This is a genomic window from Wolbachia endosymbiont (group A) of Ischnus inquisitorius, from assembly GCF_964026985.1.
GTDB lineage: Bacteria > Pseudomonadota > Alphaproteobacteria > Rickettsiales > Anaplasmataceae > Wolbachia > Wolbachia pipientis.
In genome coordinates, this window is record NZ_OZ034715.1 from 1,043,469 (window position 1) to 1,066,853 (window position 23,385).

The following is a 23,385-nucleotide window of genomic DNA, read 5'->3' on the forward strand; positions in this document are numbered from 1 at the left end:
TATGTCTGATCTACTAGCTAGTCTTCTCAAGCTCTGTGAAAGCTTTAAAATAGAGATAGAGCAACTAAAAGCAGAGATAAAGAGGTTAGAGATAGAAAACGAAAATTTTAGATCTGAGAATAAGGCGCTAAGAATCGAAAATGCTGAATTGAAAGAAAGACTAGGTCTGAATTCACAAAATTCATCGATACCGAGCTCAAAAGAGTTATACAAGCTAAAGAAGAAAAAGAAAAAAAGTGACAGGAAAATAGGGGCACAGATTGGGCATGAAGGAAAGTATCGCCCTAAAATGGAGGCAGATGAAGTGGTGAAAATAGAGTTCTTGCGAGTGCGGAGGAGAAATTGCGATATCGAAAGAGCCATACATTCATCAAAAAGTTGATTTGCCAGAAATTAAGCCTTATGTTGTGGAATACCAATGGCCGCTGTTGCAAGTGTGGAAAAAGAAAAAGTAGCAGGCTACCAGAAGGTGTTACTGCGGATACATTTGGTCCAAAAGTTAAGTCAACAATCGCGGCGCTGAGCGGATTTTACAAGAACTCGAAAAGAGAAGTAGCAAATATTATAAAAAATATTTTCAACCTGGACATCAGTGTTGGTAGCGTGTCAAATAGCGAGGCTAGAGTTGCAGAAAAATGCCAAGAAGCATATGAGCAAATCGAGCAAGAAGTAAGTAAAAGTGAAGTTCTGCATATCGATGAAACGAGCCATTATAACAAAGGTAAACTTGGTTGGTGCTGGATGTTTGCCAGTAATACAGCAAGTTTTATAAAATTGACAGAGTCAAGAGGAATGAAGGTTTTACAAAATAGTAAGTTCTGCAATCGCAATAGCTTACGACAGGTACGCAGCATACAACTACTTTGCCGATAAGAACAGGCAAATCTGTTGGGCACATTTATCAAGAGATTTTGAAAGATTAGCACATAGTTGAAGTTAAAGTTCTGGGCTGTTACTTAAGAAACGTAGCCACTGAATTATTTGCACTAAAAAAGGCCTTGCTAAAAAATGAGATAGATGTTTTTAGATTTACCAGACGTGCCAGAAAGTTGCGAAAACGTACAAGGTATAGCCTTTCTTATAATAGTCCGAATGCGATAAGATATGTGTTTATGGCTATAGCAGGCCAGTAGCATATTACGGTCTGTTCGGATTATTGTAAAAAGAGCTATATTACTTGAAGCCGCTTACCTGAAGCAATTGGAGCTTCTCGAGTTGCAAAAAATATTTTGAAATCTGAAAGAATAATGTGGAATTTTTTAGATGACCCAGAAAACATTCCGCTGACAAACAACCATGCTGAACAGCAGATACGGCATTATGTCGTTTATCGCAAAAATTCATATTTTACCCAATCGAAGTGGGGAACTTGAACGGATAATTTCGTTATACTTAACATGGAAACAAATGGGCTTTCCAAAACCTTCTATCTATTGTTTCTTAAACCACTCTCCTGAACTGATACAACCCAAGAAAGGTTTTTCTACGTCATACCGCCGCGGTATCTCAGCATAGATTCCGCTAACGAGTAGCGGAATGACGAATTTGTTGTTTTTCAAATTGTAGGTAAACCTAAGCCACTTTAGCTATATAGGATTACTACGATGGATTTTTAAGATAGTTTATGGCCTTCTTAATATCTTCAGCCTTGAATATCGCCGATCCCGCAACTAAAATATCTGCACCTGCTTTTATTATATCAGCTGCGTTAAAAAAGTTAATTCCACCATCTACTGAAATTTGTGTTTTAAGGTTACGCTCTTGTATCATTTTTTTTATAGTAGATATCTTGTTCAACTGTGAATGAATGAATTCCTGCCCTCCAAAGCCAGGGTTGACTGTCATAATCAGCACAATATCTAGCTCATGTATTATATATTCAAGCACACTTGGAGAAGTTGAAGGAACAATTGAAACTCCAACTTGAATCGGTTTTTTTTCGTCGTTTACATTTTTGTATGACTTTATCTTTCTTATCAACCTCTCAAGGTGTGTCTCTGCTTCTGCATGTACAGTGATAATATCAGCACCAGCATTTATAAAGCTTTCAATGTGGTTACCAGGAGATTTGACCATTAAATGCACATCAAAAGGAAGATTGCTATATTTACGTATTGCAGAAACAACGCTAGGACCAATTGTAATATTTGGAACGAAATTCCCATCCATAACGTCTATGTGTATGTAATCCACACCTAAATCGCTAATTTTTCTTACTTCTTCCCCTAATTTTGCAAAATCTGCTGAAAGTATAGAAGGTGCAATTTTAATACTCATGAGCTGCCTTTTTTGCTAAAAAATAACTTATTTTTAAAACTCTGTCACCCTAAGCACCATCTGAGTAGCTAGAGACCGATATCGGTATGCCTATTTAACTAGATCTTAAATTAGATAAAAAAAGGTAGTCTTGATAAAACTTATTTACAGCAAGTTTTTTTACATTTGGACTTTCTGTTTGTTCTTTTTTGTACCCTAATTTATAGCTTATTGAATCCTTATATGAACTGATCGTTTTGTATGCTTTGTTCATCTCTCTAGGAAAGATGCCGTTAGCAATTACGACGCATAACCCTGTAGCTGTTGCAAAAGCTAGAGTGGTAAATGCTAGATTTTGTAAAAAATTCCTTCCACTAACTTTTTTTTCCTGTATATTAGCAGAGTGCTGTTTGTTTGACACTTCTTCTAGATATTCATGCCATATGTGATTGCAGTTCGTACATTTTACCTTTCTTCCAGATGCACCTATTTGCTTAGGAGATACTGAGTAAGTTTTAGTACAACTATTACATTGTATTTTCATAGCACTTACATATAAGTAGTAACAAGCCCAAATGATACGAGCTACAAATTTAATATCAATATATATATAACAAATGGAAGGTTTGCAACTAAAAAAAACACAGAGTGAGATAAAAGATATTTGGAAAAATAGAGAAAAATTTAATGACTGTAATCTAAAGAAAACAGCAAGAATAGCAATTAAAGAGGTAATTGAGCTCCTTGATAGTGGCAAAATTAGAGTAGCAGAAAAGCTATCAAGTGGAGAATGGGTAGTACATAAGTGGATAAAGCAAGCAATATTATTACATTTTCTCACTGAAGAAAGCAAAATAATAGACAATACCAATTGCTGGTTTGATAAGATCGGTAACAAGTTTAGTGAATGGAATGAGGAGAAATTTCGCCGGTTAAAAATTAGAGCAGTTCCTGGGTGTTTTGTTCGCCGATCTGCTTATATAGGTACAAATGTTGTTCTAATGCCAAGTTTTATCAACGTTGGTGCATATGTTGATTCAGGAACAATGATAGATACCTGGTCAACGATTGGTAGCTGTGCGCAAATAGGAAAAAACTGTCATATTTCCGGTGGAGTGGGAATAGGTGGAGTTCTTGAGCCTATTCAAGCTTCACCTGTCATTATAGAAGATAATTGCTTTATTGGAGCACGTAGCGAAGTGGCCGAGGGTGTGGTAGTGAGAGAAGGATCAGTCCTTGGCATAGGCGTGTTTATTGGGGCATCAACAAAGATTATTGATAGAGAAACTAGCAAGGTATTTTACGGCGAAGTGCCACCTTATTCTGTAGTGGTACCAGGGTCTATTCCATCTAAAAATAATATTTCAACCTATTGTGCAGTCATAGTAAAAAAAGTGGATGAAAAGACGAGATCGAAAATCTCTATAAATGAAATATTGAGGGATTAAACTATCTTACTCCTTGTCGTCACTTTTTTTATCATTATTACTAACCACAGTAATGGCATACGCGCATAACTCTGAGAAAGAGACTCCATTTTCTTGAGATAATTTATATAATTTTTGCAGACTTTCTTTTACTTTATTAGGGATATTTCCTCCACGTTCTTTTACAAGCCAGGAATCTTGATGATGAATTGGATGAGCATCACTTTTTGGATTTCCTATGTATATTGCAAAAGGTGAACTTTGTCCTTTGAAGTCACATTGTACAGTAAATTTTTTTATAGATTCAGCCATCTAAAGACCTCTACTTTTCTTTTTGGTCGATTTTATAGCAGGTGGAAGAGGTGGTTTCTTTATAAAATCTTGTCTATTGACAACACTTTCTCTACCTTCCAAAGCTCGGCGAACATCAGCTCTGCTTAACTGCGACTCTTTTGCTACCTTCATTCCATGCTTTGCCATAATATTAGCACATGCTAGTACTTTTTTTACCAACTCTAGATCACCATTTAGCATTTGAACTAGCACTTGAAACACTTCCGCTAAAGTTAGCCCATCAGCATTTATAACCTTGTTTTCTATAAAATTGACAGCTTCTTCAAATTTGTATTCAATACTATCATCTTGAGGTATAAGGGCAACATAATCGGTGTTTTTGTCGTCCATAACTCAAGCACTATTACTCACAAACTTAAGTTTATACTATATATATAAATACTCTACTATTTTATATTATGGCACGCTATAGTTAAACATTTATTAATAACATGCTCACTTATATACACGAATTAATTGACAAAAGTCAAGGATCAATATCCATCAGTGATTTCATGAATGCCGTTTTGTACCATGAAAAATACGGCTATTATACAAGTAAATTACCGCTTGGTAAGGATGGTGATTTTACTACCGCACCTGAGATCAGCCAATTATTTGGTGAAGTAATTGCAGTTTGGATAATGCATACATGGGAAAAATTAGGAAAGCCATCAAAATTTTCTCTAGTTGAACTTGGGCCAGGCAAAGGAACACTCATTCACGATATAATAAGAGTCACTAAAAAATACAGCAGCTTTTTTAATTCAATGTTGATCCACTTAGTTGAAATAAGCCCTACTTTACGGAAGATACAAAAGGAAAAATTAAAAAGCTTAGATGTTAATTGGCACAAAAATATTGACAACCTACCAGAACAACCAACCATTTTTTTAGCAAATGAGTTCTTTGACGCTCTTCCGATAGATCAGTTTGTATATCATGATGAGGGGTGGTATGAAAATATGGTGACAAAACAAGATGATGGCAGTCTCTTGGTGTCATGCCAGTGCGTGACACTGGAATCCAGAAAAAAAGAATCATGGATTCCAGTGTCAGCTACTCAGATGACAAATGGAAAATTTTTTAATGGTGCAGTGGTGGAAATATGTTCAGTTGGGGTTGAAATATTAAAAAAACTTGAGAAGAAGATATATAATAATAAAGGAGCTGCTTTGATTGTAGATTACGGTTATGTATACCCCGCATATAAGAGCACTTTGCAATCGATAAAACAACATAAGTATGCTAATTTTCTTGAGAATGTTGGTAATAGTGATATTACCGCACTTGTGAACTTTCAAGCGTTAAGAGATTCATTAAAGCATGTAGATTGTGAGATTTTAACTCAAAGGGAATTTTTATATCTTTTTGGCATAAAAGAAAGAACCCAGGCTTTAATGAAAAACGCAAGTGATGAACAAAAGAATAGGATCTTTAGTGAATTCTTAAGGTTGACTGAAAATATGGGCACTCTTTTTAAAGCAATGCTATTGATATAGCTAACCCAAGAAAGGTTTCCCTACGTCATACCGCCGCGATATCTCAGCATAGATTCCGCTAACAAGCAGCGGGATGATGAATTACTATGCCGCCGCGAACCGTCATACCGCTGCGGTATCTCAGCCGCTAACAAGCAGCGGGATGACGGTTGTCTCCTAGCTGTCATCCCAGTACTGGTAGACTCAAATCACAATGCTCGTATAGCTGCAACCCTGGAGGTACTGTTTCTCACCCACTGGAGATATTGCACGGTACTATCTACTTGATCATCATGTCGAGTTTCAGGAAACATTAAAATCTCATACTCAAAATCGTTCAGCCATACTGCTTGATGTGGCAGAAAAACCTTGCCAGACTCTATAATCGGAACAATTTGATGAAATCGAGTGAGCTTGTCATCATGTGGCACTATTTCAATAATCGGTAAATCACTGTTTGTCTTTAGCTCTTGCACCAATTGTTGACCACTTGTTTTTGCTTCGATTAAAATTGCGTGTGGCGTCCATCTTGCAGCTAGTGACAAAACCTGTTCTTTAAGCTTTGGATACTCAAGCTTTGCGCGATATACATCAAGTAAATAGAATTTATTATCTATTTTTGCCCAGGTGGTGCAGACACTAAAGTTGCTCATGTCGCTTGTTGAAACCGCAGTATCCCAACTTTGTGTTACATGCGAGAGATTATCAGGAACATTTTTATAGCGCTTTAGCCACTCTCGTTTGACTATACCACTTGAAAGCGGCAGAGGGTTTTGTTGATATTGCGCAGCAAAAGCATAACTCCCAAGTTCAACTTTTATCGTCTCAACTTCTTCTTTTCCTCCATCGAGGGGATATAGCAACTGACCTTCTTCTCTTGAATATAATATCCTTACAGGTGACGCTGGTTTATTATATAATCGCCTGGTCGCACAGTGCTGAGCTACTCGGATGATAGGAACGGGAGGCATTGGCTTTTTGATTGAATAAATAACCTGCTTATTTTCAGAAATCATTGGCAAACAAATATGATGCCATATGTTTTTTGGCTTGGAGAGAAGGTGTCCAGTTAAGTCCTCCTGGTGTAGCCTGTGCATTACAAGAACGATGACTCCTTTTTTTCTATCGTTCAGCCTGGTTACTAAAGTCTGATCAAACCAGTTTGTGGCACGCTTTCTAAGCGTTTCACTCAAAGCTTGAGCAGAACTGAGCGGATCGTCCACAATGATAAAATCACCACCTTCACCAGTTAGTGTTCCACCAACTGATGTTGCGATTCTGTATCCTCTCTGCACTGTTTGAAATTTATATTTGGTATTCTGGTCTTTGGATAGTTCTATCTCTGGAAATAGCGCTCTATACCAACTAGACTGCATCACGCACCTGGTGTCGAGCGAGTGCTTTTCGCTGAGCTGCTGAGAATAACTTGCAACTATTATTCTCGCAGTTGGTTGGTTTCCCAGTATCCATGCGGGCCACGCAACGCTTATGCACATGGACTTCATCGAGCGCGGAGGCATATTGAATATTATTCGTTTCACTTCACCAGCGCTCGCTGCTTCCAGCCTGTCTGCTATGACTTTTATATACTGATAATCGTTATACTCACACCCCGGCACTACCGTTTGAAAGCACAGTTCAATGAATTTTAGAAAGTTCATGATATAATGTTGAAACCAACGCGTGACGCTGGGATGACAAAAAAAGGAGCACTGGAATGACACCCTACTTAACCGTCATACCGCGATTCATTCGCGGTATCTCTTAACATAGATCCCGCTAACACGTAGCGGGATGACGAATTACTTAACCATCATTACACCGTCATACCGCGATTCATTCGCGGTATCTCTTAACATAGATCCCCTACTATACCTTAACATAGATCCCGCTAACAAGCAGCGGGATGACGAATTACTTAACCATCATCTACACCGTCATACCGCGATTCATTCGCGGTATCTCAAAGCATAGATCCCGCTAACACGTAGCGGGATGACGGTTGTTGTTTAGCTATAAATATTAAGAAATTTACCAAATGAAAAAAAAGGCAAAAGAAGCCCTGGGGTTATTATCCGCTTTAAAATATTGGCGTTTTTTATGTTTTAAACGCTTGACAAGCGAGATTCAGCCGCTTTTAATTGCAACTAACTTACGCTGCAAATGTTTAAGAAATTTACTAAGCAGAAAAAAAGACAAAGAATCCCCGAGTTAGCTAGTCTTTTACTATCTCTGTCGAGTATTGGCATTTTTTGATGTCTTGTAACGCTTTATAAGCGCGTTCAGCTTATTTAGATAAAAACCTAGATGTAGATGAAGTTTTGTAAAGACATACAGTATCTATATACTGCAAAAAATTGAACATAAGAAGCCGATACATTAAGTAATCCTTACCTTTTAATCTGCAGATTGGCGAAAGCAAATACAATAGCTTCACTATCATGATAAGGGCGCTGGCGAAGGGTGTCAAGTAAGTTTTTTCGTTTCTATTCCCAATAAAAGTTTGTTATATGGTTATGCAAGAAGTTTAATACTCATAGTTTCAAGCATATACTGAAATATCTCATTAGCAATTGCAACATCTTGGCGTGGGGCTTTGCCGTGTTCTATAAACACAGAGATTGCATAGCGCGGGTTATGGTAAGGGCCATAGGCGATAAATAACTTATGACTTTCGCCCTTAGAGTTTATTTCTGGTGTACCGGTTTTGCCAGCAATTTGTATACCGCTTAGCCCTTTCTTATAGGTTCCAGTTTTAGAATTCACCACATCAAACATAGCTTTTCGAACTATGCTAAGATGCTCACAATCCACATCAATATCGGGAAAATCTTGTATCGTTTCATTCATCTTAATGCGGGGAATTACCTCTTTTCCTGTTGCAATCCTCGCTGCAAGAACTGCAAGCTGTAGTGGTGTTGTAAGCATATACCCTTGTCCTATAACTAAGTTGATAGTGTCACCTAAATACCACTGCGAATATAGCTTTCGTGTACGCCAATCTCTATCTGGCAACAACCCTGGAGCTTCTTCTTTAAACGTTCCAATCAGTGGCCCACTTCCAATACCAAATTTTCTGGCCATTTCTACTAGAGAGTCTACACTTATTTTTTTCCCTATATTATAAAAGTAAGTGTTGCATGATAATGCCATTGCCTCATTTAAAGATACATACCCATGGACTTTGCTTTTCAGACAACGAAATTTCCGCTCACCTATTTTCATATAGCCCTTGCACGAGAATTTCTCTTCTGGTGTTATTATCCCGTCTTTTAAACCCGCAAGCGCAACTATTACTTTAAATATTGAACCAGGTGGAATTTGATATGATAACGCACGATTCACGAGCGGCAATGAAGGAGCATTCAAGCTCTCCCAAGTCTCATTTGATAGCCTGCTAGCAAAAAGATTATTATCGTAAGAAGGTGAATTATATAATGCTAAAATTTCTCCATTATTTACATCAATTACCACTGCGGAGCCTTGGTGATCTTTAAATACCTCTGCGGTTTTCTCTTGCAGATTAATATCAATTGTCAGTTGTACATCTTGTCCGTCTTGTTGTGGTATGCTTGATAATTCTTTTATGACGCGTTTTTTAGAATTTATTTCCTGCTCAGATTTTCCTGACTTGCCTTTCAATATATGATCATATGTATATTCAATACCGCTGATTCCTACTTCGCTTATGCCTTGCTGTCTTTTTGTATATCCGATTACATGAGAACACATTGAACCAAACGGGTAATAACGTTTATAAAGAGCAGTTATTTTTTCTGACGATTTTGCTATTTTAGACTCGACTTCTGATAATGTCTGCAAATCAACTTCCTTACCAGAACCATCAAACAAAACAACATACGAAATTTTGTTCATCGCAAGTTCAATGCTATTCCTATCTAAAATTTTGCCCCGCTTAGGCATAATAGTAGCAACTCTTATTCTATTACTATTAGATAGTGCTTCGTACTTTTGTCTGTTTCGTATTTGTAAATTATATAACCTGCAACTAAAAACCGCAGAAATGGTAAGCTGAATACCACCTAATATGAATGCTCTGCGGTTAAAGACTTTGTTTTTTGTCCACATAACATTCCTTCAAAACACACTTTTTTCCCCTCTTTTATTGTTACACTTCTGGCTTTTACCGTATTACAAACCCTTTTTTCCCACTCACTTAAGGTCACAAACTTATAACCTGATTTTTTTAGTATTTTAATAATATGAGGTAAAGCTTCAATTGTGTTTGACCTGTTATTGTGATCATGAAACAGTATAACTGCTCCATTATGTACATTACTTAAAACTCTTTCAACTAAAGTTTCTGGCTTATCACCTTGCCAATCTAGCGAATCAACTGTCCATAATATTGAATACATATTTAATTGATCAGTATTTTCAATCAGATTATCGTCATAACATCCATATGGCGGACGAAACCATTTTACATCTTGTTTTATTGCATTTTTAATTGCTGTATTTGTCTTTTCCAATTCTTGCAATTGTTCCTCACTTGAAAGTGATGTCAACTTCCTATGCGACCAAGAGTGATTGCCTAACTCATGACCTGATTCATGAATTTTCTTTACTATTTCAGACGTTTTTTCATTTATACGTTCACCAAGCACAAAAAATGTTGCTTTTGCTTCATAGCTTTCCAGAACATTAATAATATCGTTTACTCTATTGTTAGACGGTCCATCATCAAACGTAAGCGCAACAAACTTATCGTCGTTATTCAATAATTTTTTTATATTACTTAAATTTCTATATGATAGATCTAGATTACAACTGAGCCCACAGTATGGTAAATTAAAATTACAATCACTACAAAAAGCCGTACTTGAATATAGTAAGAAAAAAGTGATTATCCTTATAAACATTTGTAATCAGCAAAGTGATAGAATACTACACTTTTTTGCTAAGTTAAGCCATCTTTAATTGCTGTAGCCTTTACTTCATCGCTTCTTTAATATATTGTATTAACAATTTTATATAATATATTATGATTGCAAATATAAATACCGTTGCGCTTCAGGGAATTAGCACAGTAAATGTCAATGCACAAATTCATATGGCAAATGGTATTCCAGCTTTTAATATTGTTGGATTGCCAGATAAAACTGTTGCGGAATCCAAAGAACGCATCAGAGCAGCGTTAAATTCAATCAATCTACTGCTACCTCCAAAAAGAATTACAGTTAATCTCTCCCCTGCGGATTTGCTGAAAGAAGGCAGTCATTATGACTTGGCTATTGCTATTGGACTACTTGTTGTAATGAATGTGATAGCAGTTGAAAAAGTTCAGTCTTATATCATTATGGGTGAGCTTGCCCTTGATGGCAGAGTTATTCCAGTTTCAGGAGTGCTGCCAACAGCGATCAATGCAAAACAGGCAAATAAAGGAGTAATTTGCCCAAGGGGAAATGGAGTAGAGGCTTCATGGGTAAAGAATGTTTCAATTCTAGCTATAGAGAAATTAACTGATATTATCAGACACTTTAAGGGTGAACAATTAACTCAGCCAGTAATTTTTAAATATAGTGATGCACCCAAAGAAAAAAGATTGGTTCCCGATATGAAGGATATTAAAGGCCAAGTTGTTGCAAAAAGAGCAGCTGAAATTGCAGCAGCAGGTGGGCATAATATGCTTCTTGTTGGCCCTCCTGGTACTGGAAAATCAATGCTTGCTAAGCGCTTTATAGGATTGCTGCCTGATTTAACCGAACAGGAGATGATTGATGTTAATATTATTTCCAGCATAACAAAAACTGGTAATGAAATATTCAAAGTAACTCGTCCCTTTCGTGAACCTCATCATTCATGCTCTATGCCAGCGATGATAGGGGGAGGAAAGAATGCAAAACCTGGAGAAATTACCATGGCTCACAATGGCGTGTTATTCCTTGATGAGTTGCCAGAATTTCCAAGACTTGTGCTTGATTCTCTGCGCCAACCACTTGAAGATAGAAAAGTTACCGTTGCAAGGGCAAATGCTCACATAACCTACCCTGCAAATTTTCAACTGATTGCTGCAATGAACCCTTGCAGGTGCGGTTATTTAGGTGATGCAAGCAGATCGTGCAACAAAGCTCCAAAGTGTGGCACAGATTACAAAAACAAAATATCAGGCCCATTGCTTGATAGAATAGACATATGCATTGAAATGCCAAACGTTAGCATACTCTCTCCTGAAATCTCTGTGGAGGGAGAAAGTACTAAAATTATAAGAGAAAGAGTGATAGCAGCAAGAAAAGTTCAAACTGAGCGCTATAGTGAATTAAATATTCGTTGCAATTCAGAAGTAAGCGGTGAAGCATTTAATAAATTTACTGAACCAGATCAGGCAGGGTTAGAATTGCTAAAATACGTACTGAAAGAAAATTACATTTCCAATCGAGGCTACACACGCGTATTAAAAGTTGCAAGAACTATTGCAGATCTTGCAAAAAGTGAAGAAGTAAAAAGAGCACACATTGCTGAAGCGCTGAATTACAGAATCAGATTATACTAATAAATTAAATTACTTGACAGGCAGCTTTTTTTTACTATATATTATTCTTAATGAAATTTTAATATTCTATTTAAGGAGTAGAGTTATGGCAAGAGAAGTAATAAAACAGAAATATAGTCAAGAGGGCCTTTGGTCAGCAACTAAAGAAGTTCCTGTGCAAGGTTGGAATCTTGTAAAAGAAAATCCATACAAAGCGGCCGCGACTTTTGTAGCAATTGCAGCAGCAATTTCGCTTACAGCTGCTTATTTTTTGAGCCCAGCTTATGCGGCTTTCGTTGGTACAGTTGGAACAAAAGCTGCAACACTCGTTAGTCCTGCTATTACTGCAATGTCTACATTTGCAGTTGCTCATCCGCTAGTTGCTAGTTTGATAGTTGTTGCTGCGGTGGCGGCTTTAATAGCTGCACCTGTGTATGCATATAAGAATAGTAGTAAGGCAAATCAAATTGATGCAGTGAAAAAAGAGATTCTTAAGGTCTGTGAAAAAGATGGTGATAAGCCTAAAATTGATAATGATAAGCTAAAATTTATTGTTAGTGATGCATCAACATCCTTGAATGATGTTGCGGTAGCAGTTGGATTGGTACCAGCAAAAGCATAATAAAGTAGCTTAAACAGAATAAAAAGGGATAGTCTCTGTCCCTTTTTATAAACATTTTCTATTTTTTTGCATCAGTAGAATGATACCTTCTAAAAATATAAAGTTATTATCTGTTATTTTAAATGTTATTGAGAATAAGTAAATCCCGTTTACTGTTTACGCCTATAGAAGTGAAAGGTATTTGCATATTATTAAAAAAGCAGTAACTTATTATCAAGTGAATTCGCTAAATTTGAGTAATTTAAATGTCTATTGATCTTAGTCTGCCGGAGTTACCTATATTACACCCAAGGATTACCGTTGTGGGAGTGGGTGGTGCTGGTGGAAATGCTGTGAATAACATGATCCAATCTAATTTGCAAGGAGTGAATTTTGTTGTCGCAAATACCGACGCTCAAGCACTAGAAAAGTCGTTATGTGATAAAAAAATTCAGCTTGGCATTAATTTAACTAAGGGTCTTGGTGCTGGTGCTTTGCCTGATGTTGGCAAAGGTGCAGCAGAAGAATCAATTGATGAGATTATGGAGCATATAAAAGATAGTCATATGCTTTTCATCACAGCAGGAATGGGCGGTGGTACTGGAACCGGTGCTGCACCGGTAATTGCAAAAGCAGCCAGAGAAGCAAGAGCCGCAGTTAAGGATAGAGCGCCAAAAGAAAAAAAGATATTGACTGTTGGAGTTGTAACTAAACCGTTCGGTTTTGAAGGTGTGCGCCGTATGCGCATTGCAGAGCTTGGACTTGAAGAACTGCAAAAATACGTGGATACACTTATTGTCATTCCAAATCAGAATTTATTTAGAATTGCAAATGAAAAAACTACATTTTCTGATGCATTTAAACTTGCTGACAATGTTCTGCATATTGGCATCAGAGGAGTAACTGACTTGATGGTCATGCCAGGGCTTATTAATCTTGACTTCGCTGATATAGAAACAGTAATGAGCGAGATGGGCAAAGCGATGATTGGCACCGGAGAGGCAGAAGGAGAAGATAGAGCAATTAGTGCTGCAGAAGCTGCAATATCCAATCCATTGCTTGACAATGTATCAATGAAAGGTGCGCAAGGAATATTAATTAACATTACTGGTGGCGGAGATATGACTCTGTTTGAAGTTGATGCTGCAGCCAATAGAGTGCGTGAAGAAGTAGATGAAAATGCAAATATAATATTTGGTGCTACTTTTGATCAAGCGATGGAGGGAAGAGTTAGAGTTTCTGTTCTTGCAACTGGCATTGATGGTCGCAATAATAAATCAGAAACTTCACCTATAAGTCAGAGCGAAGACTCAGAGAAAGAGAAATTTAAGTGGCCATATAGTCAAAGTGAAAGTACACAAGACAAAACACTGGAAACAAAACCAGCTGAACAGGTAAGCGAAGGAGCTAAGTGGGGCAGCAATATCTATGATATACCAGCTTACTTAAGAAGAAAAAAATAATGCAATTTTGGCTACTTAAGTCAGAGCCAAGTGAATACTCATGGCAAAAAATGGAAAAGGAGCAGGTAGTTGAGTGGGATGGTGTGCGCAATTATCAAGCTCAAAATTACATGAAAATTATGAAAGCAAGCGATCTTGCGTTTTTTTATCATACAGGTAAAGAGAAAGCAATACTTGGAATCGTTGAAGTATTTAAAGAGTATTATCATGTTAATGATCCCAAGTTCGGATTAGTGAATGTAAAGTTTTTGAAACCTTTAAATAACCAAGTAACGTTAAATAATATAAAACAAAACCCACTTTTGAAAAATATGACTATATTAAAACAACCACGTTTATCAATTGCCCCAGTTTCGGAAATTGAATGGAATGAAATAATAAGGATGAGTGATGTGTAATACCTGTCATTTCAGTTCCTAAATGATGTCATCTCAGCACACAACGCACAGCTGTATGAATATTTGTCTCGAAGGCAGTGCATTAAACGTTATAGCCGATTTTGCATCAAACACAAAGGTGTCATTCCAGTGCTTGACACTGGAATCCAGCCTTAATGCAACCACATTAAAGCCGTTGTGTTTTAATATAAGATTAGCTACTTTTATATTCACTAACTTGATGTCTAATCAAAATTCCTGGATCCCAGTGCCTAGACACTGGGATGACATCCTTCTAGTGTACAATATTCGTACAGTTGTGTACATGACACAAGGGTCTATAACTCTTCTTTTTTGGATTCCAGTGTCAGCTATTTGCATGACACCCTTACTGATGTGTCACTCATGTTAGAAGTAAATATTCTTGACAAGAAATGGTGCAGCATTATAGAAAATCCTAAAAATTTTGTATTAGGTGTCATCAATGCTTCTCTAAAAGAATTAAAAATAGACCACTATAAACCAAATATATCAATAGCTCTGGCTGATGATGACTTGCTACATCAACTTAATTTAAAATTTAGAGAAATGGATAAGCCAACTAACGTACTATCATTTCCGTATGAACAATTGTCTAATGAGTGCGATTTAGGAGACATAGCAATTTCAATAGACACAATAAAAAGAGAATCGCATGAGTATTATATACCCATTCTTGCTCACATTGCACACATGTTAGTGCATGGATTACTGCATTTACTTGGTTATGATCACCAAAAAAAAGATGAAGAAATTATAATGAAAAATCTAGAAAGAGAGATTTTAGCTTCGCTTGGCTACAATATGTGTGCGATTTAAAAGGAATTTAATAAAAATATAGTAGATGATAATAAAATATGTTATCTACAAAGGGTTTTAGCTATAAACAATAAAAGGTAAGTGATATGGTTCAGTTTTCTTTGCCAAAGAATTCTAAAATTAATCAAAAGGGCAAAATTTATCCTATTCCTGCTAGAGCAAAAAACATCAGAAGATTTCAAATTTACCGTTGGTCTGCTGATGACGAGAAAAACCCTAGAATAGACACATTTTTTATTGATATGGATAGTTGTGGCCCTATGGTACTTGATGCATTAATAAAAATAAAGGATGAAATAGATTCGACTTTAACTTTCAGACGTTCTTGTAGAGAAGGCATATGTGGATCTTGTGCCATGAATATTGACGGAACCAATACTCTTGCATGTACTAGATCTATACATGATATAAAAGGTGACGTAAAAATATATCCATTACCTCACATGTATGTAATAAAGGACCTAGTCTCGGATTTGAGCCAATTTTATGAGCAATACAAATCAATTAAACCTTGGTTACAAGCAGATAAGCCTGCCCTACCAAATAAAGAATACTCTCAATCTTCTGAAGATAGAAAAAAATTAGATGGCTTGTCCGACTGTATATTATGTGCTTGCTGTTCGACTGGTTGCCCAAGCTACTGGTGGAATAGTGATAAATTTTTAGGACCAGCAATACTATTACAAGCTTACAGATGGATTGCTGACAGCCGTGATAATAAGACAGGTGAAAGACTTGATGTTTTAAACGACCCATTCAAGTTGTATCGTTGTCATACAATAATGAATTGCACAAAAACTTGTCCTAAAGGACTTAATCCAGCAAGAGCAATAGCGAAAGTAAAACAGCTCATGGTAGAGAGAGAAGGAGTTTAAGTATTATCTTTTGCATTCTTCGTAAGAGAACAGCAAACCTTCCGAAGCGTAGGGTATTGTTAATACCCTGAACGCTTTTCCGTTTGTGAAGTGCATCGTATCATCGTACGATTCAAATAATTTTTTGAACAACTCATGTCTTTGGTTACTAATAGTTTGAAAATCCTCTTTTTCTAAAAGCTTTTTAGATTCGAAGAGGTAAAGCATAACTTCGTGATAAGTTGGGTAAGATGCCAAAAATTTTGGGTCAAATTGAAAGGTTTTTATAAAAGCATTATTATAAAATTTTAGCTTTTGATTCTTACTATATATTACTATAGCAACCGGTAACCTCTCAAGCAAATTTTTCTGTGTAGCTAAATAACTGTTTAATTCAGTATATAATTTCTCTGCATCACTAACATCTTTCCCATACATTACTATGCTACCAGAACCTTGTATTGGAATTTTAACAAAATCGAAAACCTTAGGTTCGTTCTTATAAGTTATGACATGTCTTACTGGTTTTGTGCTATGAGCGCTACCGGTAATAGCAAATTTCTTAGAACCATCTACATATTTATCATAAAACAAGTTATAAAATTCCACCTTTCTACTCTTGTTATATCTTAGTATTGGAAATGGTAAAGAGTTGAAAACGTTTTTATAGCTCTCCACTTCCTGTGTAAGCTTACTATTTTCTAACTCAAGTCCGTTAGCCTTTATCTTACAGTCTGAGACATTCCTTATCCATAACAGCACACCTATCACATTGTTAGAATCATCTATTATGCTTCTACCGTAACATATGCAATAAACCTCACTGTCTTTTGACTTTAAATCTAGAGTAAAAGATTTATTTATTTCCTTTGCCTCAACAAAATTTTTGATTAAGCTTTCTGATTGCTCAAAAAAATTCACAAACTCATTAAATGAGTAAAAAACAGTATTAAGCAAAATTAGTAAATTGGGAGAGAACTTTTCTATACGTTTTTTTGCATCCCAAATATAAAACCCATCATTCACAGTATCAATTAAATTATTTATGATAACATTTTGATGCTGTAAGTTCTTAATCTTATTACTAATTTTTAATTTAGAATAAGAGAGAAAGAATAATATTAGAATCAATATTAAAACCACTTCATACAAAAAAAACATAGCACTTTTAAAACAAATGTAAAAATTTGTAACCGCTCAGAATTATGCTGAAGAGGTATATAAGTAAAGATTGCCTAACATTTGAAAGCCCAATCTCTTATAAAGGTTCACAGAAGATTTCATACAATGTGCTACTATATATTTGCATTCAAGCTGTTTAGCTATCTTTATTCTTTCTAAAACCATTTGGGTACCTATTCCACGATTCCTGTAAATTGGTAAAACTCCATCACTATAAAAACCAGCTACGCTATCTTGAACATAAAGACCGCATGCCCCAATAATTTCATTATTTAGTGTTACAAGAAAAAATCTTAATCTTGAGTTCTTATCATCATAATTTGATAATCCGCGAAAAAATGTGCTGACAATTCCAACGCCATGATAAAAAATTTTAGAAGTGTGTAGATCTAACTGTTCTAAGAGGTTGCTACCATTCACAGCATTTAACCTCAAGTTTGGAATAACATCAGCAGGTAAAAAGTAATTTTTCATATTAAGTAAAGCTTTTTTTGGTGTGCTAACGTGTTTTATTTCACACTTTTCTAAAATATCTCTTATTTTCATATGTGAATTTATTACCCATGTTGCTTCTATATCTCTTGTTCTGAGATAATCTAGAGTTTTTTGTATAGAAAGCTCGGTACATTGATCTCCACAGAACACAAAATTAAATAATGACTCCCTGGTACCATTTATTGTAAATATGATGTTATCAAATTCATCGTGTACTTCCCACTCAGATAAATTCGCTGTGTACAGTATATAATCCTTTAGATTTTGAACAATTAAGCTTGAATAATAAATTTTTTTATCCTGCATACACCAACAATAAACAATAAAAGGCTCCTATAAGAACACAGGCTAAAATTGCAGCTATAACGTCATCTAGCATAATACCTAAAGGACCTTTGGTATTTTTATCGATTAAATTTATAGGCCACGTTTTTATTATATCAAAAAACCTAAAAGAAAAAAAGCACAACAACAATGAAGAACAATCCATCTCTTGGCTTAACAATATCGAAACTAAAAGTATCGTCAGCAATTGACCAACCACTTCGTCAATTACTACCTCTTTTGGATCACATGAAGTCTTGTAATGTTTTATATAATTACCTGTAGACCATAATCCAATTAAGAATAAAAAAGAAATAATTGCTGCACCTAAAATTTTGTTGCTCAGGATTACAGGAACAAGCGGAAAAGAAGCCAAACTACCCACAGTACCTGGCATTTTTTTTACTGTTCCAGACAGCCACCACGTTGATATTAATTTATATAAAAATTTCACAATATATCCAAATACAAAATTAACTTATAAGAACAGAAAGAGTATCCTCTATAGAGGCGCTTTCATACAATAATCTATAGACCGCTTCACATATAGGCATTTTTATCTTTAGCTTTCCTGCTAAATTAAATATGGACTCAGCAGTGCTAAAACCTTCAATCACTGACTTGCCTTCTGACAAAATCTGCTGAACATTAAAGCCATTGTCACTATTACCTATTTTAAACCCAAAAGATAAGTTTCTTGAATTCAAGGATGTGCATGTCATAATTAGGTCACCCAGACATGCTGGCCCAAGTAGTGTATTTATATCCACACTACCGTCACCAATTTTTGCTGAGTATAAAGCCTTAATTTCGCTCATACTTTTCGTAATCAATGCTGCATGAGCATTAAACCCAAGTTTACTACCTAGAACAATCCCACACGCTATAGCAAAAACGTTCTTTAACGCTGCACAAATCTGTACTCCTATAATGTCGTTACTAAACTCCAATTTAACATTTTCTTGTTGCAGCTCTGATACTAGCTTTGAACCTAATGTGTTATTTTGGCATGCAAGAACCATTGAATAGGGTAATTTTCTTGCAACTTCTACAGCAAAGCTAGGACCTGAAAAAATAGCAATAGGATTGTTAGGTAAAATTTCATTTACTATTTCACTAGGTAATTTTAATGTAGACTTTTCTATTCCCTTACAAGCTAAAATTATTGCTACATCTTTTTTCAGATTACAATTATGCAATTGCTGACATACCTTCCTCAGAGACTGAGTGGGAACAGCGAGGATTGTTACTGAAGCATTAATTATGTCTTCAATAGCCAATTTTACTGACACATTATCAGAAATTCGACAACCGGGTAGCTTGTCACTTTCTCTTTTCCCGTTGATTGATTCAAATGTAGTTTCATTGTGAGTCCACAAAATCACATCTTTCTTACTACCTAATGAAATTGCGATTGCTGTACCCCATGCACCAGCACCTAAAATTGATATTGCCACACAATATTCCTGAAAATATTACTTATACTTTAAAATAGTAGGATAAGTAAATTAAAAATATAACACAGACATATAGAATAGTTAAATATTTATTAACCGAAGTATTCTTTTAATAATAGTAACTTTAATTCAATATTTACTAAAAATATTATTACTATCATGGTATGTCTATTATATTTTAGATCTATTTATATAACTTTGGAACAATATATTTACTATTAATTAATAAGTGTAATTTTGATCATTTGTTAATAAAAATTTGATTTATTACTTTCCTTAGTTATATATATTACTAAAATTATAAATTATTTATGGGGTGTAAAATATGCGTATATTATTAATTGAAGATGATCAAGTAAGTGCAAAGACTGTAGTTAACGCCTTAACTTCTGATGGACACTTCTGTGACGTTGTTACTTCTGCACAAGATTATAACAATAATATGGTTTCCTCAAACGGAGATTACTATGACCTAGTTATTTTAGATATACACTTACCTGGTGATATTGACGGATATGATATATTGTTAAGACTAAGAAGTGCAAAAATCAAAGTTCCTGTCTTAATACTTTCATGCATATCCGCTGTCAATCACAAAGCTAAAGGACTCGGGTATGGTGCCGATGATTACTTAACCAAGCCATTTCATAAAAGCGAGTTATTAGCTCGAATTAAGGCCATAGTGCGTCGTACTAAAGGCCATCCTGAATCGGTGATAAAGATTGGTAATATAAATATCAATTTTGATCACAGGGTTGTTGAGGTGAAAGGTAAAACGGTTCACCTTACTAATAAAGAGTATTCTATGATAGAATTGCTAGCACTGCGTAAAGGAACAGTACTAACAAAAGAAATGTTCTTAAATCATCTTTACAATGGCTTGGATGAACCTTCAGATAACAAGATAGTTGATGTTTTTATGTGCAAATTACGTAAGAAACTTGAAAGTGCAAATGATGGAAAAAGCCACATAGAAACCGTTTGGGGCAGAGGGTATGTTCTGAAAGAGTATATTGATGATGATGAATATTCTAATGTTAATGTAGGCGAAAGTAGTGATGGCTATCAAGCAGAACAAGTGAAGGACAACGCATGAAATGCCTACACATTTAAATATAGCATGGCTTATATCGCACGTATCATGTGAACGCCTAGGTGAAATATAAGCCGAGTTCTGTTTATGTAGCTATTTATCTGGAGTAAATGTTACCATTTACCGCATGCGATTTACCCGAGTAGATATGAGGAAAACATAAAATCTACTTCTATTTAATCTTGCTCCTAGTGTTGGTTACTCGACTACCAATGTTGCCATTGCCATGGTGTGCTCTTACCACACCTTTTCACCCTTACCTAAAAATATTTTAGGCGGTAATTTTCTGTAGCCCTATAACTGGAGTTACCTCCGGCGGGCATTACCCGTCACTATTTTTCCTTGGAGCCCGGACTTTCCTCTGCTATGTTTATCACACAACAGCAGCTACTTATTTCACCTAGGAATTATACTTTAACATGAAAATCACAAAAGCAAAAGACAATTTCCTAACAGGAGACATATTAAAAACATTTAGACAAATAGCTAAAGGTGATATTCCGGCACATCATCACTATCCCAAGATAAGCTTTTTTCACTTTTAGACTCCGCTTCAGTTAGTCAAGAGCCTGGTCCACCGCTTGAAGACGATGAGCTACTTCTTGATCGACTACTACTTTCTACTGATATACTATTTAGCACTGTTTCAGATTGATATATAGTTCGCATTCTGTTACCAGTGGTAAAAATTTCTTCATCGCTACTTGAAGATGATCGCCTTCTATAACCCAAATCAGTTAGTTCTAATACAGGAGCAGCATTACGACCCTTAACATATCTATATGCTATGAATCCTATAATTCCAACAATACCTATTGCTCCAACCAAAGATCCCCCTATCATTCCTGCCTTATTAGACCCTATAGCAAGTTGAGTAGGTTGTGGTGAAGAAGTAGACTGAGGAAGTAAAGTCGTGGTGAATATAGGAGTTGTTGACTCTTTTGTTCTAGTACTTGGTATACTAAATACTGTTTGTGTAGTTTTCTCTGAGCTTGTTGTTGGCGCAGTTGGCTCCACTGTTACTGTGCTTGTTTGAGTCGTTGACCCTGTTGAAGGTTTATTCGTTGTAGAAGTAGGTGCAACGGCTTCTGTTGTTGGCTTCACTGTTACTGTACTTGTTTGAGTCGTTGACTCTGTTGAAGGTTTACTCATCGTAGAAGTCGACGCACCAGTCGCTGCTGTAGGTTTTACAGTACTTATTTCAGTTTCCGAAGGCACATTAGTTGACGTTGCAGTAATCGTGGTTGCTTGTGAAGTAGCAGTTGTTTTTGTTGCTGTTGTTGGCTCCACTGTTACTGTACTTGTTTGAGTCGTTGACTCTGTTGAAGGTTTATTCATTGTAGAAGTAGGTGCAACGGCTTCCGTTGTCAATTTAGTAGTCTTCACAGCGTCGGTTTCTGCTGTGCTAGTAATTGCAGCAGTCGGCGTCTTCTTAGAAGTCACAACCGTTTCTGCAACAGTTATAGGAGCCACGGTACTACTAGAAATAATATCTGGCGTTAATCGACCGTTAATGATATTAACAAAATCACTGAGAGTTTTGATGCTATTTGCCGGTATTATTGTTGCTTCAGAAGATTTTCCAGAGCCGTTTTGATTAAAAGTTACAATATTTTCTCCACTTACCGCAGTTACGATAAAACCACCCTGACCGTTGCCTTTAATATATAATTGCTCTATAGGATCTGTAAATTGATAGATAGGAAAATCTGACACTGATCCATTTTTAAGTAGAGTTGCTATATGTAACCTCTGCTCATTAGCTGATTGGTCATTTTCAAGAAAAGCAACTAGATCATTTCCTTCCGTTTGTTCAACATACTGCAAAAAGCTTATTTCATGTTCTCTAGAAAGAGATAGTGCTTTATTATCTATTTGACCTTTTCGATTACCAAGTAAAAAGCCATTAACTCTATCCTTCAGACCCTGAATCACTTTAGCCATATCAAATTTAAAAATACGTGTTTTTCTCACCTCTTGATTTTCCTTAGTAATCCTTTTGCTCACTTGCGAATAAAGCATCGTGTTTCCATTTAATGCCAATTGCCCCTGATTATCAAAATTGAACAATTTTCTTTCTGTAACACCTTTTTCTCCAGTCAATACCTTAAATTTTCCGCTCTCGCTTGACTTTAAGTACCAAGAAACTAAAGTTTGATCCTTTAAGTTATGGGCGATTACAATTACGTCACCATTACCAACTTTCACTGCTCTTGGTTGAAAGTAACTATTGCCCACATTTGCAAGACTATTATTATCAATATTCTTTTGTAATTTTCTTTTATCTAAATGTTCAACTGAAGGAGTATTAACTGATTGTTTAATTCCGTAAGTGTTAAAAGATAAGCCTTTAACGCATTTTTCTCCTTCTTCGCTAATTCCTTCTTCAGGAAAGATAACTCCAACTTTATCTATTTCAGCTGAATCTTCTATTAATGTGAGAGATAATTGATCTTTGAATTCATTTGCTACGCTGATATTTGTACCACATTCGTATGTTTTTGATTGATATAATGGACTAATAAGTAATTTTACTTTACTGCTCCCATTACCATTATCTTGATAGCTGAGTCCGTAAGCAACTCCATTCCCCTCAATTAATTCTACGTTTGTTGGATTAAAACCTATCGCTTCTTTAATTTCCGGTGTATTTGAGTTGATCCCGAGCAATCTTCTTAATATAGACATAAT

At 35.8% G+C, this 23,385-nt stretch carries 24 protein-coding genes, 1 other RNA gene and 1 pseudogene; 11 read left to right on the top strand and 15 right to left on the bottom strand.

Annotation, left to right across the window (positions count from 1 at the left end):
• The first annotated feature begins 1 nt into the window (after position 1).
• Positions 2-1,444, top strand: a pseudogene (gene tnpC / locus AAGD90_RS05450) (IS66 family transposase).
• Between the two features lie 155 nt (positions 1,445-1,599).
• Here the strand turns inward: tnpC and rpe are convergent.
• The gene (gene rpe, locus AAGD90_RS05460; RefSeq protein WP_038198978.1) at positions 1,600-2,277 is read right to left on the bottom strand and encodes a ribulose-phosphate 3-epimerase; all 678 of its coding nucleotides are present in this window, start codon (positions 2,275-2,277) and stop codon (positions 1,600-1,602) included.
• A 94-nt stretch (positions 2,278-2,371) separates the two neighbouring features.
• The gene (locus AAGD90_RS05465; protein WP_341821788.1) at positions 2,372-2,800 is read right to left on the bottom strand and encodes a zinc-ribbon domain-containing protein; all 429 of its coding nucleotides are present in this window, start codon (positions 2,798-2,800) and stop codon (positions 2,372-2,374) included.
• Between the two features lie 73 nt (positions 2,801-2,873).
• Here AAGD90_RS05465 and dapD point away from each other — a divergent pair, with 73 nt between their 5' ends.
• Entirely contained in the window at positions 2,874-3,704 is an 831-nt protein-coding gene (gene dapD, locus AAGD90_RS05470) for a 2,3,4,5-tetrahydropyridine-2,6-dicarboxylate N-succinyltransferase (protein ID WP_264339475.1), read from the top strand.
• A gap of 6 nt (positions 3,705-3,710) precedes the next feature.
• On the opposite strand, the gene AAGD90_RS05475 is transcribed toward dapD, so the two are convergent.
• Together AAGD90_RS05475 and AAGD90_RS05480 are read right to left on the bottom strand one after the other, a co-directional pair.
• Entirely contained in the window at positions 3,711-3,995 is a 285-nt protein-coding gene (locus AAGD90_RS05475) for a DUF2610 domain-containing protein (protein ID WP_010962783.1), read from the bottom strand.
• Positions 3,996-4,367, bottom strand: coding sequence for a hypothetical protein (locus tag AAGD90_RS05480; protein ID WP_022626336.1), 372 nt, complete (start codon positions 4,365-4,367; stop codon positions 3,996-3,998).
• A gap of 101 nt (positions 4,368-4,468) precedes the next feature.
• Between AAGD90_RS05480 and AAGD90_RS05485 the strand changes: the two genes are divergently transcribed.
• A complete protein-coding gene (locus AAGD90_RS05485; RefSeq protein WP_264329519.1) occupies positions 4,469-5,518 on the top strand; it encodes a class I SAM-dependent methyltransferase in 1,050 nt (349 codons plus the stop codon).
• A 188-nt stretch (positions 5,519-5,706) separates the two neighbouring features.
• On the opposite strand, the gene terL is transcribed toward AAGD90_RS05485, so the two are convergent.
• Positions 5,707-7,158, bottom strand: a complete 1,452-nt coding sequence (gene terL / locus AAGD90_RS05490) for a phage terminase large subunit (protein WP_341821789.1) — start codon at positions 7,156-7,158, stop codon at positions 5,707-5,709.
• A gap of 377 nt (positions 7,159-7,535) precedes the next feature.
• Here terL and AAGD90_RS05495 point away from each other — a divergent pair, with 377 nt between their 5' ends.
• Positions 7,536-7,712: a hypothetical protein gene (locus tag AAGD90_RS05495; protein WP_179945710.1), complete on the top strand. Its 177-nt coding sequence runs from the start codon at positions 7,536-7,538 to the stop codon at positions 7,710-7,712.
• 299 nt (positions 7,713-8,011) lie between these two features.
• Here the strand turns inward: AAGD90_RS05495 and AAGD90_RS05500 are convergent, their stop codons facing one another.
• Positions 8,012-9,586, bottom strand: a complete 1,575-nt coding sequence (locus AAGD90_RS05500) for a penicillin-binding transpeptidase domain-containing protein (RefSeq protein ID WP_209472678.1) — start codon at positions 9,584-9,586, stop codon at positions 8,012-8,014.
• Entirely contained in the window at positions 9,541-10,380 is an 840-nt protein-coding gene (locus AAGD90_RS05505; protein WP_010962787.1) for a polysaccharide deacetylase family protein, read from the bottom strand. Before AAGD90_RS05505 ends, AAGD90_RS05500 begins: the two co-directional genes overlap by 46 nt.
• A 122-nt stretch (positions 10,381-10,502) precedes the next feature.
• Here AAGD90_RS05505 and AAGD90_RS05510 point away from each other — a divergent pair, with 122 nt between their 5' ends.
• The 4 genes from AAGD90_RS05510 (at position 10,503) to AAGD90_RS05525 (ending at position 14,452) form a co-directional block, all read left to right on the top strand.
• Complete coding sequence (locus tag AAGD90_RS05510) at positions 10,503-12,011, top strand: YifB family Mg chelatase-like AAA ATPase (protein ID WP_341821790.1); 1,509 nt, start codon at positions 10,503-10,505, stop codon at positions 12,009-12,011.
• Between the two features lie 85 nt (positions 12,012-12,096).
• Positions 12,097-12,612 (top strand): hypothetical protein, encoded by a 516-nt coding sequence (locus tag AAGD90_RS05515; RefSeq protein WP_341821791.1) that lies wholly within the window; start codon positions 12,097-12,099, stop codon positions 12,610-12,612.
• A 245-nt stretch (positions 12,613-12,857) separates the two neighbouring features.
• Positions 12,858-14,054 (top strand): cell division protein FtsZ, encoded by a 1,197-nt coding sequence (gene ftsZ / locus AAGD90_RS05520; RefSeq protein WP_010962790.1) that lies wholly within the window; start codon positions 12,858-12,860, stop codon positions 14,052-14,054.
• On the top strand, positions 14,054-14,452 hold the full coding sequence (locus AAGD90_RS05525; protein ID WP_007549395.1) for an EVE domain-containing protein: 399 nt from the start codon (positions 14,054-14,056) through the stop codon (positions 14,450-14,452). Before ftsZ ends, AAGD90_RS05525 begins: the two co-directional genes overlap by 1 nt.
• 33 nt (positions 14,453-14,485) lie before the next feature.
• Here AAGD90_RS05525 and AAGD90_RS05530 read toward each other — a convergent pair whose 3' ends face one another.
• Both AAGD90_RS05530 and AAGD90_RS05535 read right to left on the bottom strand, forming a co-directional pair.
• Complete coding sequence (locus AAGD90_RS05530) at positions 14,486-14,665, bottom strand: hypothetical protein (RefSeq protein ID WP_022626337.1); 180 nt, start codon at positions 14,663-14,665, stop codon at positions 14,486-14,488.
• 15 nt (positions 14,666-14,680) lie between these two features.
• Complete coding sequence (locus AAGD90_RS05535) at positions 14,681-14,812, bottom strand: hypothetical protein (protein WP_255322244.1); 132 nt, start codon at positions 14,810-14,812, stop codon at positions 14,681-14,683.
• 24 nt (positions 14,813-14,836) lie between these two features.
• On the opposite strand from AAGD90_RS05535, the gene ybeY reads away from it, so the two are divergent.
• Both ybeY and AAGD90_RS05545 read left to right on the top strand, forming a co-directional pair.
• The gene (gene ybeY, locus AAGD90_RS05540; protein WP_010082473.1) at positions 14,837-15,289 is read left to right on the top strand and encodes an rRNA maturation RNase YbeY; all 453 of its coding nucleotides are present in this window, start codon (positions 14,837-14,839) and stop codon (positions 15,287-15,289) included.
• An 86-nt stretch (positions 15,290-15,375) separates the two neighbouring features.
• Positions 15,376-16,164 carry a succinate dehydrogenase iron-sulfur subunit gene (locus AAGD90_RS05545; RefSeq protein ID WP_010082472.1) on the top strand — a complete coding sequence of 263 codons (789 nt, stop codon included), beginning with the start codon at positions 15,376-15,378 and terminating at the stop codon, positions 16,162-16,164.
• A gap of 3 nt (positions 16,165-16,167) precedes the next feature.
• On the opposite strand, the gene AAGD90_RS05550 is transcribed toward AAGD90_RS05545, so the two are convergent.
• The 4 genes from AAGD90_RS05550 to AAGD90_RS05565 are packed head-to-tail and all read right to left on the bottom strand — an operon-like array spanning position 16,168 to position 19,601.
• A complete protein-coding gene (locus AAGD90_RS05550) occupies positions 16,168-17,304 on the bottom strand; it encodes a hypothetical protein (protein WP_341821792.1) in 1,137 nt (378 codons plus the stop codon).
• 42 nt (positions 17,305-17,346) lie between these two features.
• Positions 17,347-18,126 carry a GNAT family N-acetyltransferase gene (locus AAGD90_RS05555; RefSeq protein WP_341821793.1) on the bottom strand — a complete coding sequence of 260 codons (780 nt, stop codon included), beginning with the start codon at positions 18,124-18,126 and terminating at the stop codon, positions 17,347-17,349.
• Complete coding sequence (locus tag AAGD90_RS05560) at positions 18,116-18,598, bottom strand: phosphatidylglycerophosphatase A (RefSeq protein ID WP_341821794.1); 483 nt, start codon at positions 18,596-18,598, stop codon at positions 18,116-18,118. Before AAGD90_RS05560 ends, AAGD90_RS05555 begins: the two co-directional genes overlap by 11 nt.
• Before the next feature lie 19 nt (positions 18,599-18,617).
• Complete coding sequence (locus AAGD90_RS05565; RefSeq protein ID WP_010962796.1) at positions 18,618-19,601, bottom strand: NAD(P)H-dependent glycerol-3-phosphate dehydrogenase; 984 nt, start codon at positions 19,599-19,601, stop codon at positions 18,618-18,620.
• 325 nt (positions 19,602-19,926) lie between these two features.
• On the opposite strand from AAGD90_RS05565, the gene AAGD90_RS05570 reads away from it, so the two are divergent.
• Positions 19,927-20,697: a response regulator transcription factor gene (locus AAGD90_RS05570; protein ID WP_010962797.1), complete on the top strand. Its 771-nt coding sequence runs from the start codon at positions 19,927-19,929 to the stop codon at positions 20,695-20,697.
• Positions 20,698-20,748: 51 nt separating this feature from the next.
• On the opposite strand, the gene rnpB is transcribed toward AAGD90_RS05570, so the two are convergent.
• Positions 20,749-21,098, bottom strand: an RNA gene (gene rnpB, locus AAGD90_RS05575) — RNase P RNA component class A.
• Between the two features lie 157 nt (positions 21,099-21,255).
• The gene (locus AAGD90_RS05580; RefSeq protein WP_341821796.1) at positions 21,256-23,382 is read right to left on the bottom strand and encodes a hypothetical protein; all 2,127 of its coding nucleotides are present in this window, start codon (positions 23,380-23,382) and stop codon (positions 21,256-21,258) included.
• Positions 23,383-23,385: the final 3 nt, after the last annotated feature.

What these genes read in the sequence shown, in the direction of transcription:
- rpe (WP_038198978.1), bottom strand. Translation starts at nt 2,277, where the DNA reads ATGAGTATTAAAATTGCACCTTCTATACTTTCAGCAGATTTTGCAAAA.
- AAGD90_RS05465 (WP_341821788.1), bottom strand. Translation starts at nt 2,800, where the DNA reads ATGAAAATACAATGTAATAGTTGTACTAAAACTTACTCAGTATCTCCT.
- dapD (WP_264339475.1), top strand. Translation starts at nt 2,874, where the DNA reads ATGGAAGGTTTGCAACTAAAAAAAACACAGAGTGAGATAAAAGATATT.
- AAGD90_RS05475 (WP_010962783.1), bottom strand. Translation starts at nt 3,995, where the DNA reads ATGGCTGAATCTATAAAAAAATTTACTGTACAATGTGACTTCAAAGGA.
- AAGD90_RS05480 (WP_022626336.1), bottom strand. Translation starts at nt 4,367, where the DNA reads ATGGACGACAAAAACACCGATTATGTTGCCCTTATACCTCAAGATGAT.
- AAGD90_RS05485 (WP_264329519.1), top strand. Translation starts at nt 4,469, where the DNA reads ATGCTCACTTATATACACGAATTAATTGACAAAAGTCAAGGATCAATA.
- terL (WP_341821789.1), bottom strand. Translation starts at nt 7,158, where the DNA reads ATGAACTTTCTAAAATTCATTGAACTGTGCTTTCAAACGGTAGTGCCG.
- AAGD90_RS05495 (WP_179945710.1), top strand. Translation starts at nt 7,536, where the DNA reads ATGAAAAAAAAGGCAAAAGAAGCCCTGGGGTTATTATCCGCTTTAAAA.
- AAGD90_RS05500 (WP_209472678.1), bottom strand. Translation starts at nt 9,586, where the DNA reads ATGTGGACAAAAAACAAAGTCTTTAACCGCAGAGCATTCATATTAGGT.
- AAGD90_RS05505 (WP_010962787.1), bottom strand. Translation starts at nt 10,380, where the DNA reads ATGTTTATAAGGATAATCACTTTTTTCTTACTATATTCAAGTACGGCT.
- AAGD90_RS05510 (WP_341821790.1), top strand. Translation starts at nt 10,503, where the DNA reads ATGATTGCAAATATAAATACCGTTGCGCTTCAGGGAATTAGCACAGTA.
- AAGD90_RS05515 (WP_341821791.1), top strand. Translation starts at nt 12,097, where the DNA reads ATGGCAAGAGAAGTAATAAAACAGAAATATAGTCAAGAGGGCCTTTGG.
- ftsZ (WP_010962790.1), top strand. Translation starts at nt 12,858, where the DNA reads ATGTCTATTGATCTTAGTCTGCCGGAGTTACCTATATTACACCCAAGG.
- AAGD90_RS05525 (WP_007549395.1), top strand. Translation starts at nt 14,054, where the DNA reads ATGCAATTTTGGCTACTTAAGTCAGAGCCAAGTGAATACTCATGGCAA.
- AAGD90_RS05535 (WP_255322244.1), bottom strand. Translation starts at nt 14,812, where the DNA reads ATGCAAATAGCTGACACTGGAATCCAAAAAAGAAGAGTTATAGACCCT.
- ybeY (WP_010082473.1), top strand. Translation starts at nt 14,837, where the DNA reads ATGTTAGAAGTAAATATTCTTGACAAGAAATGGTGCAGCATTATAGAA.
- AAGD90_RS05545 (WP_010082472.1), top strand. Translation starts at nt 15,376, where the DNA reads ATGGTTCAGTTTTCTTTGCCAAAGAATTCTAAAATTAATCAAAAGGGC.
- AAGD90_RS05550 (WP_341821792.1), bottom strand. Translation starts at nt 17,304, where the DNA reads ATGTTTTTTTTGTATGAAGTGGTTTTAATATTGATTCTAATATTATTC.
- AAGD90_RS05555 (WP_341821793.1), bottom strand. Translation starts at nt 18,126, where the DNA reads ATGCAGGATAAAAAAATTTATTATTCAAGCTTAATTGTTCAAAATCTA.
- AAGD90_RS05570 (WP_010962797.1), top strand. Translation starts at nt 19,927, where the DNA reads ATGCGTATATTATTAATTGAAGATGATCAAGTAAGTGCAAAGACTGTA.
- AAGD90_RS05580 (WP_341821796.1), bottom strand. Translation starts at nt 23,382, where the DNA reads ATGTCTATATTAAGAAGATTGCTCGGGATCAACTCAAATACACCGGAA.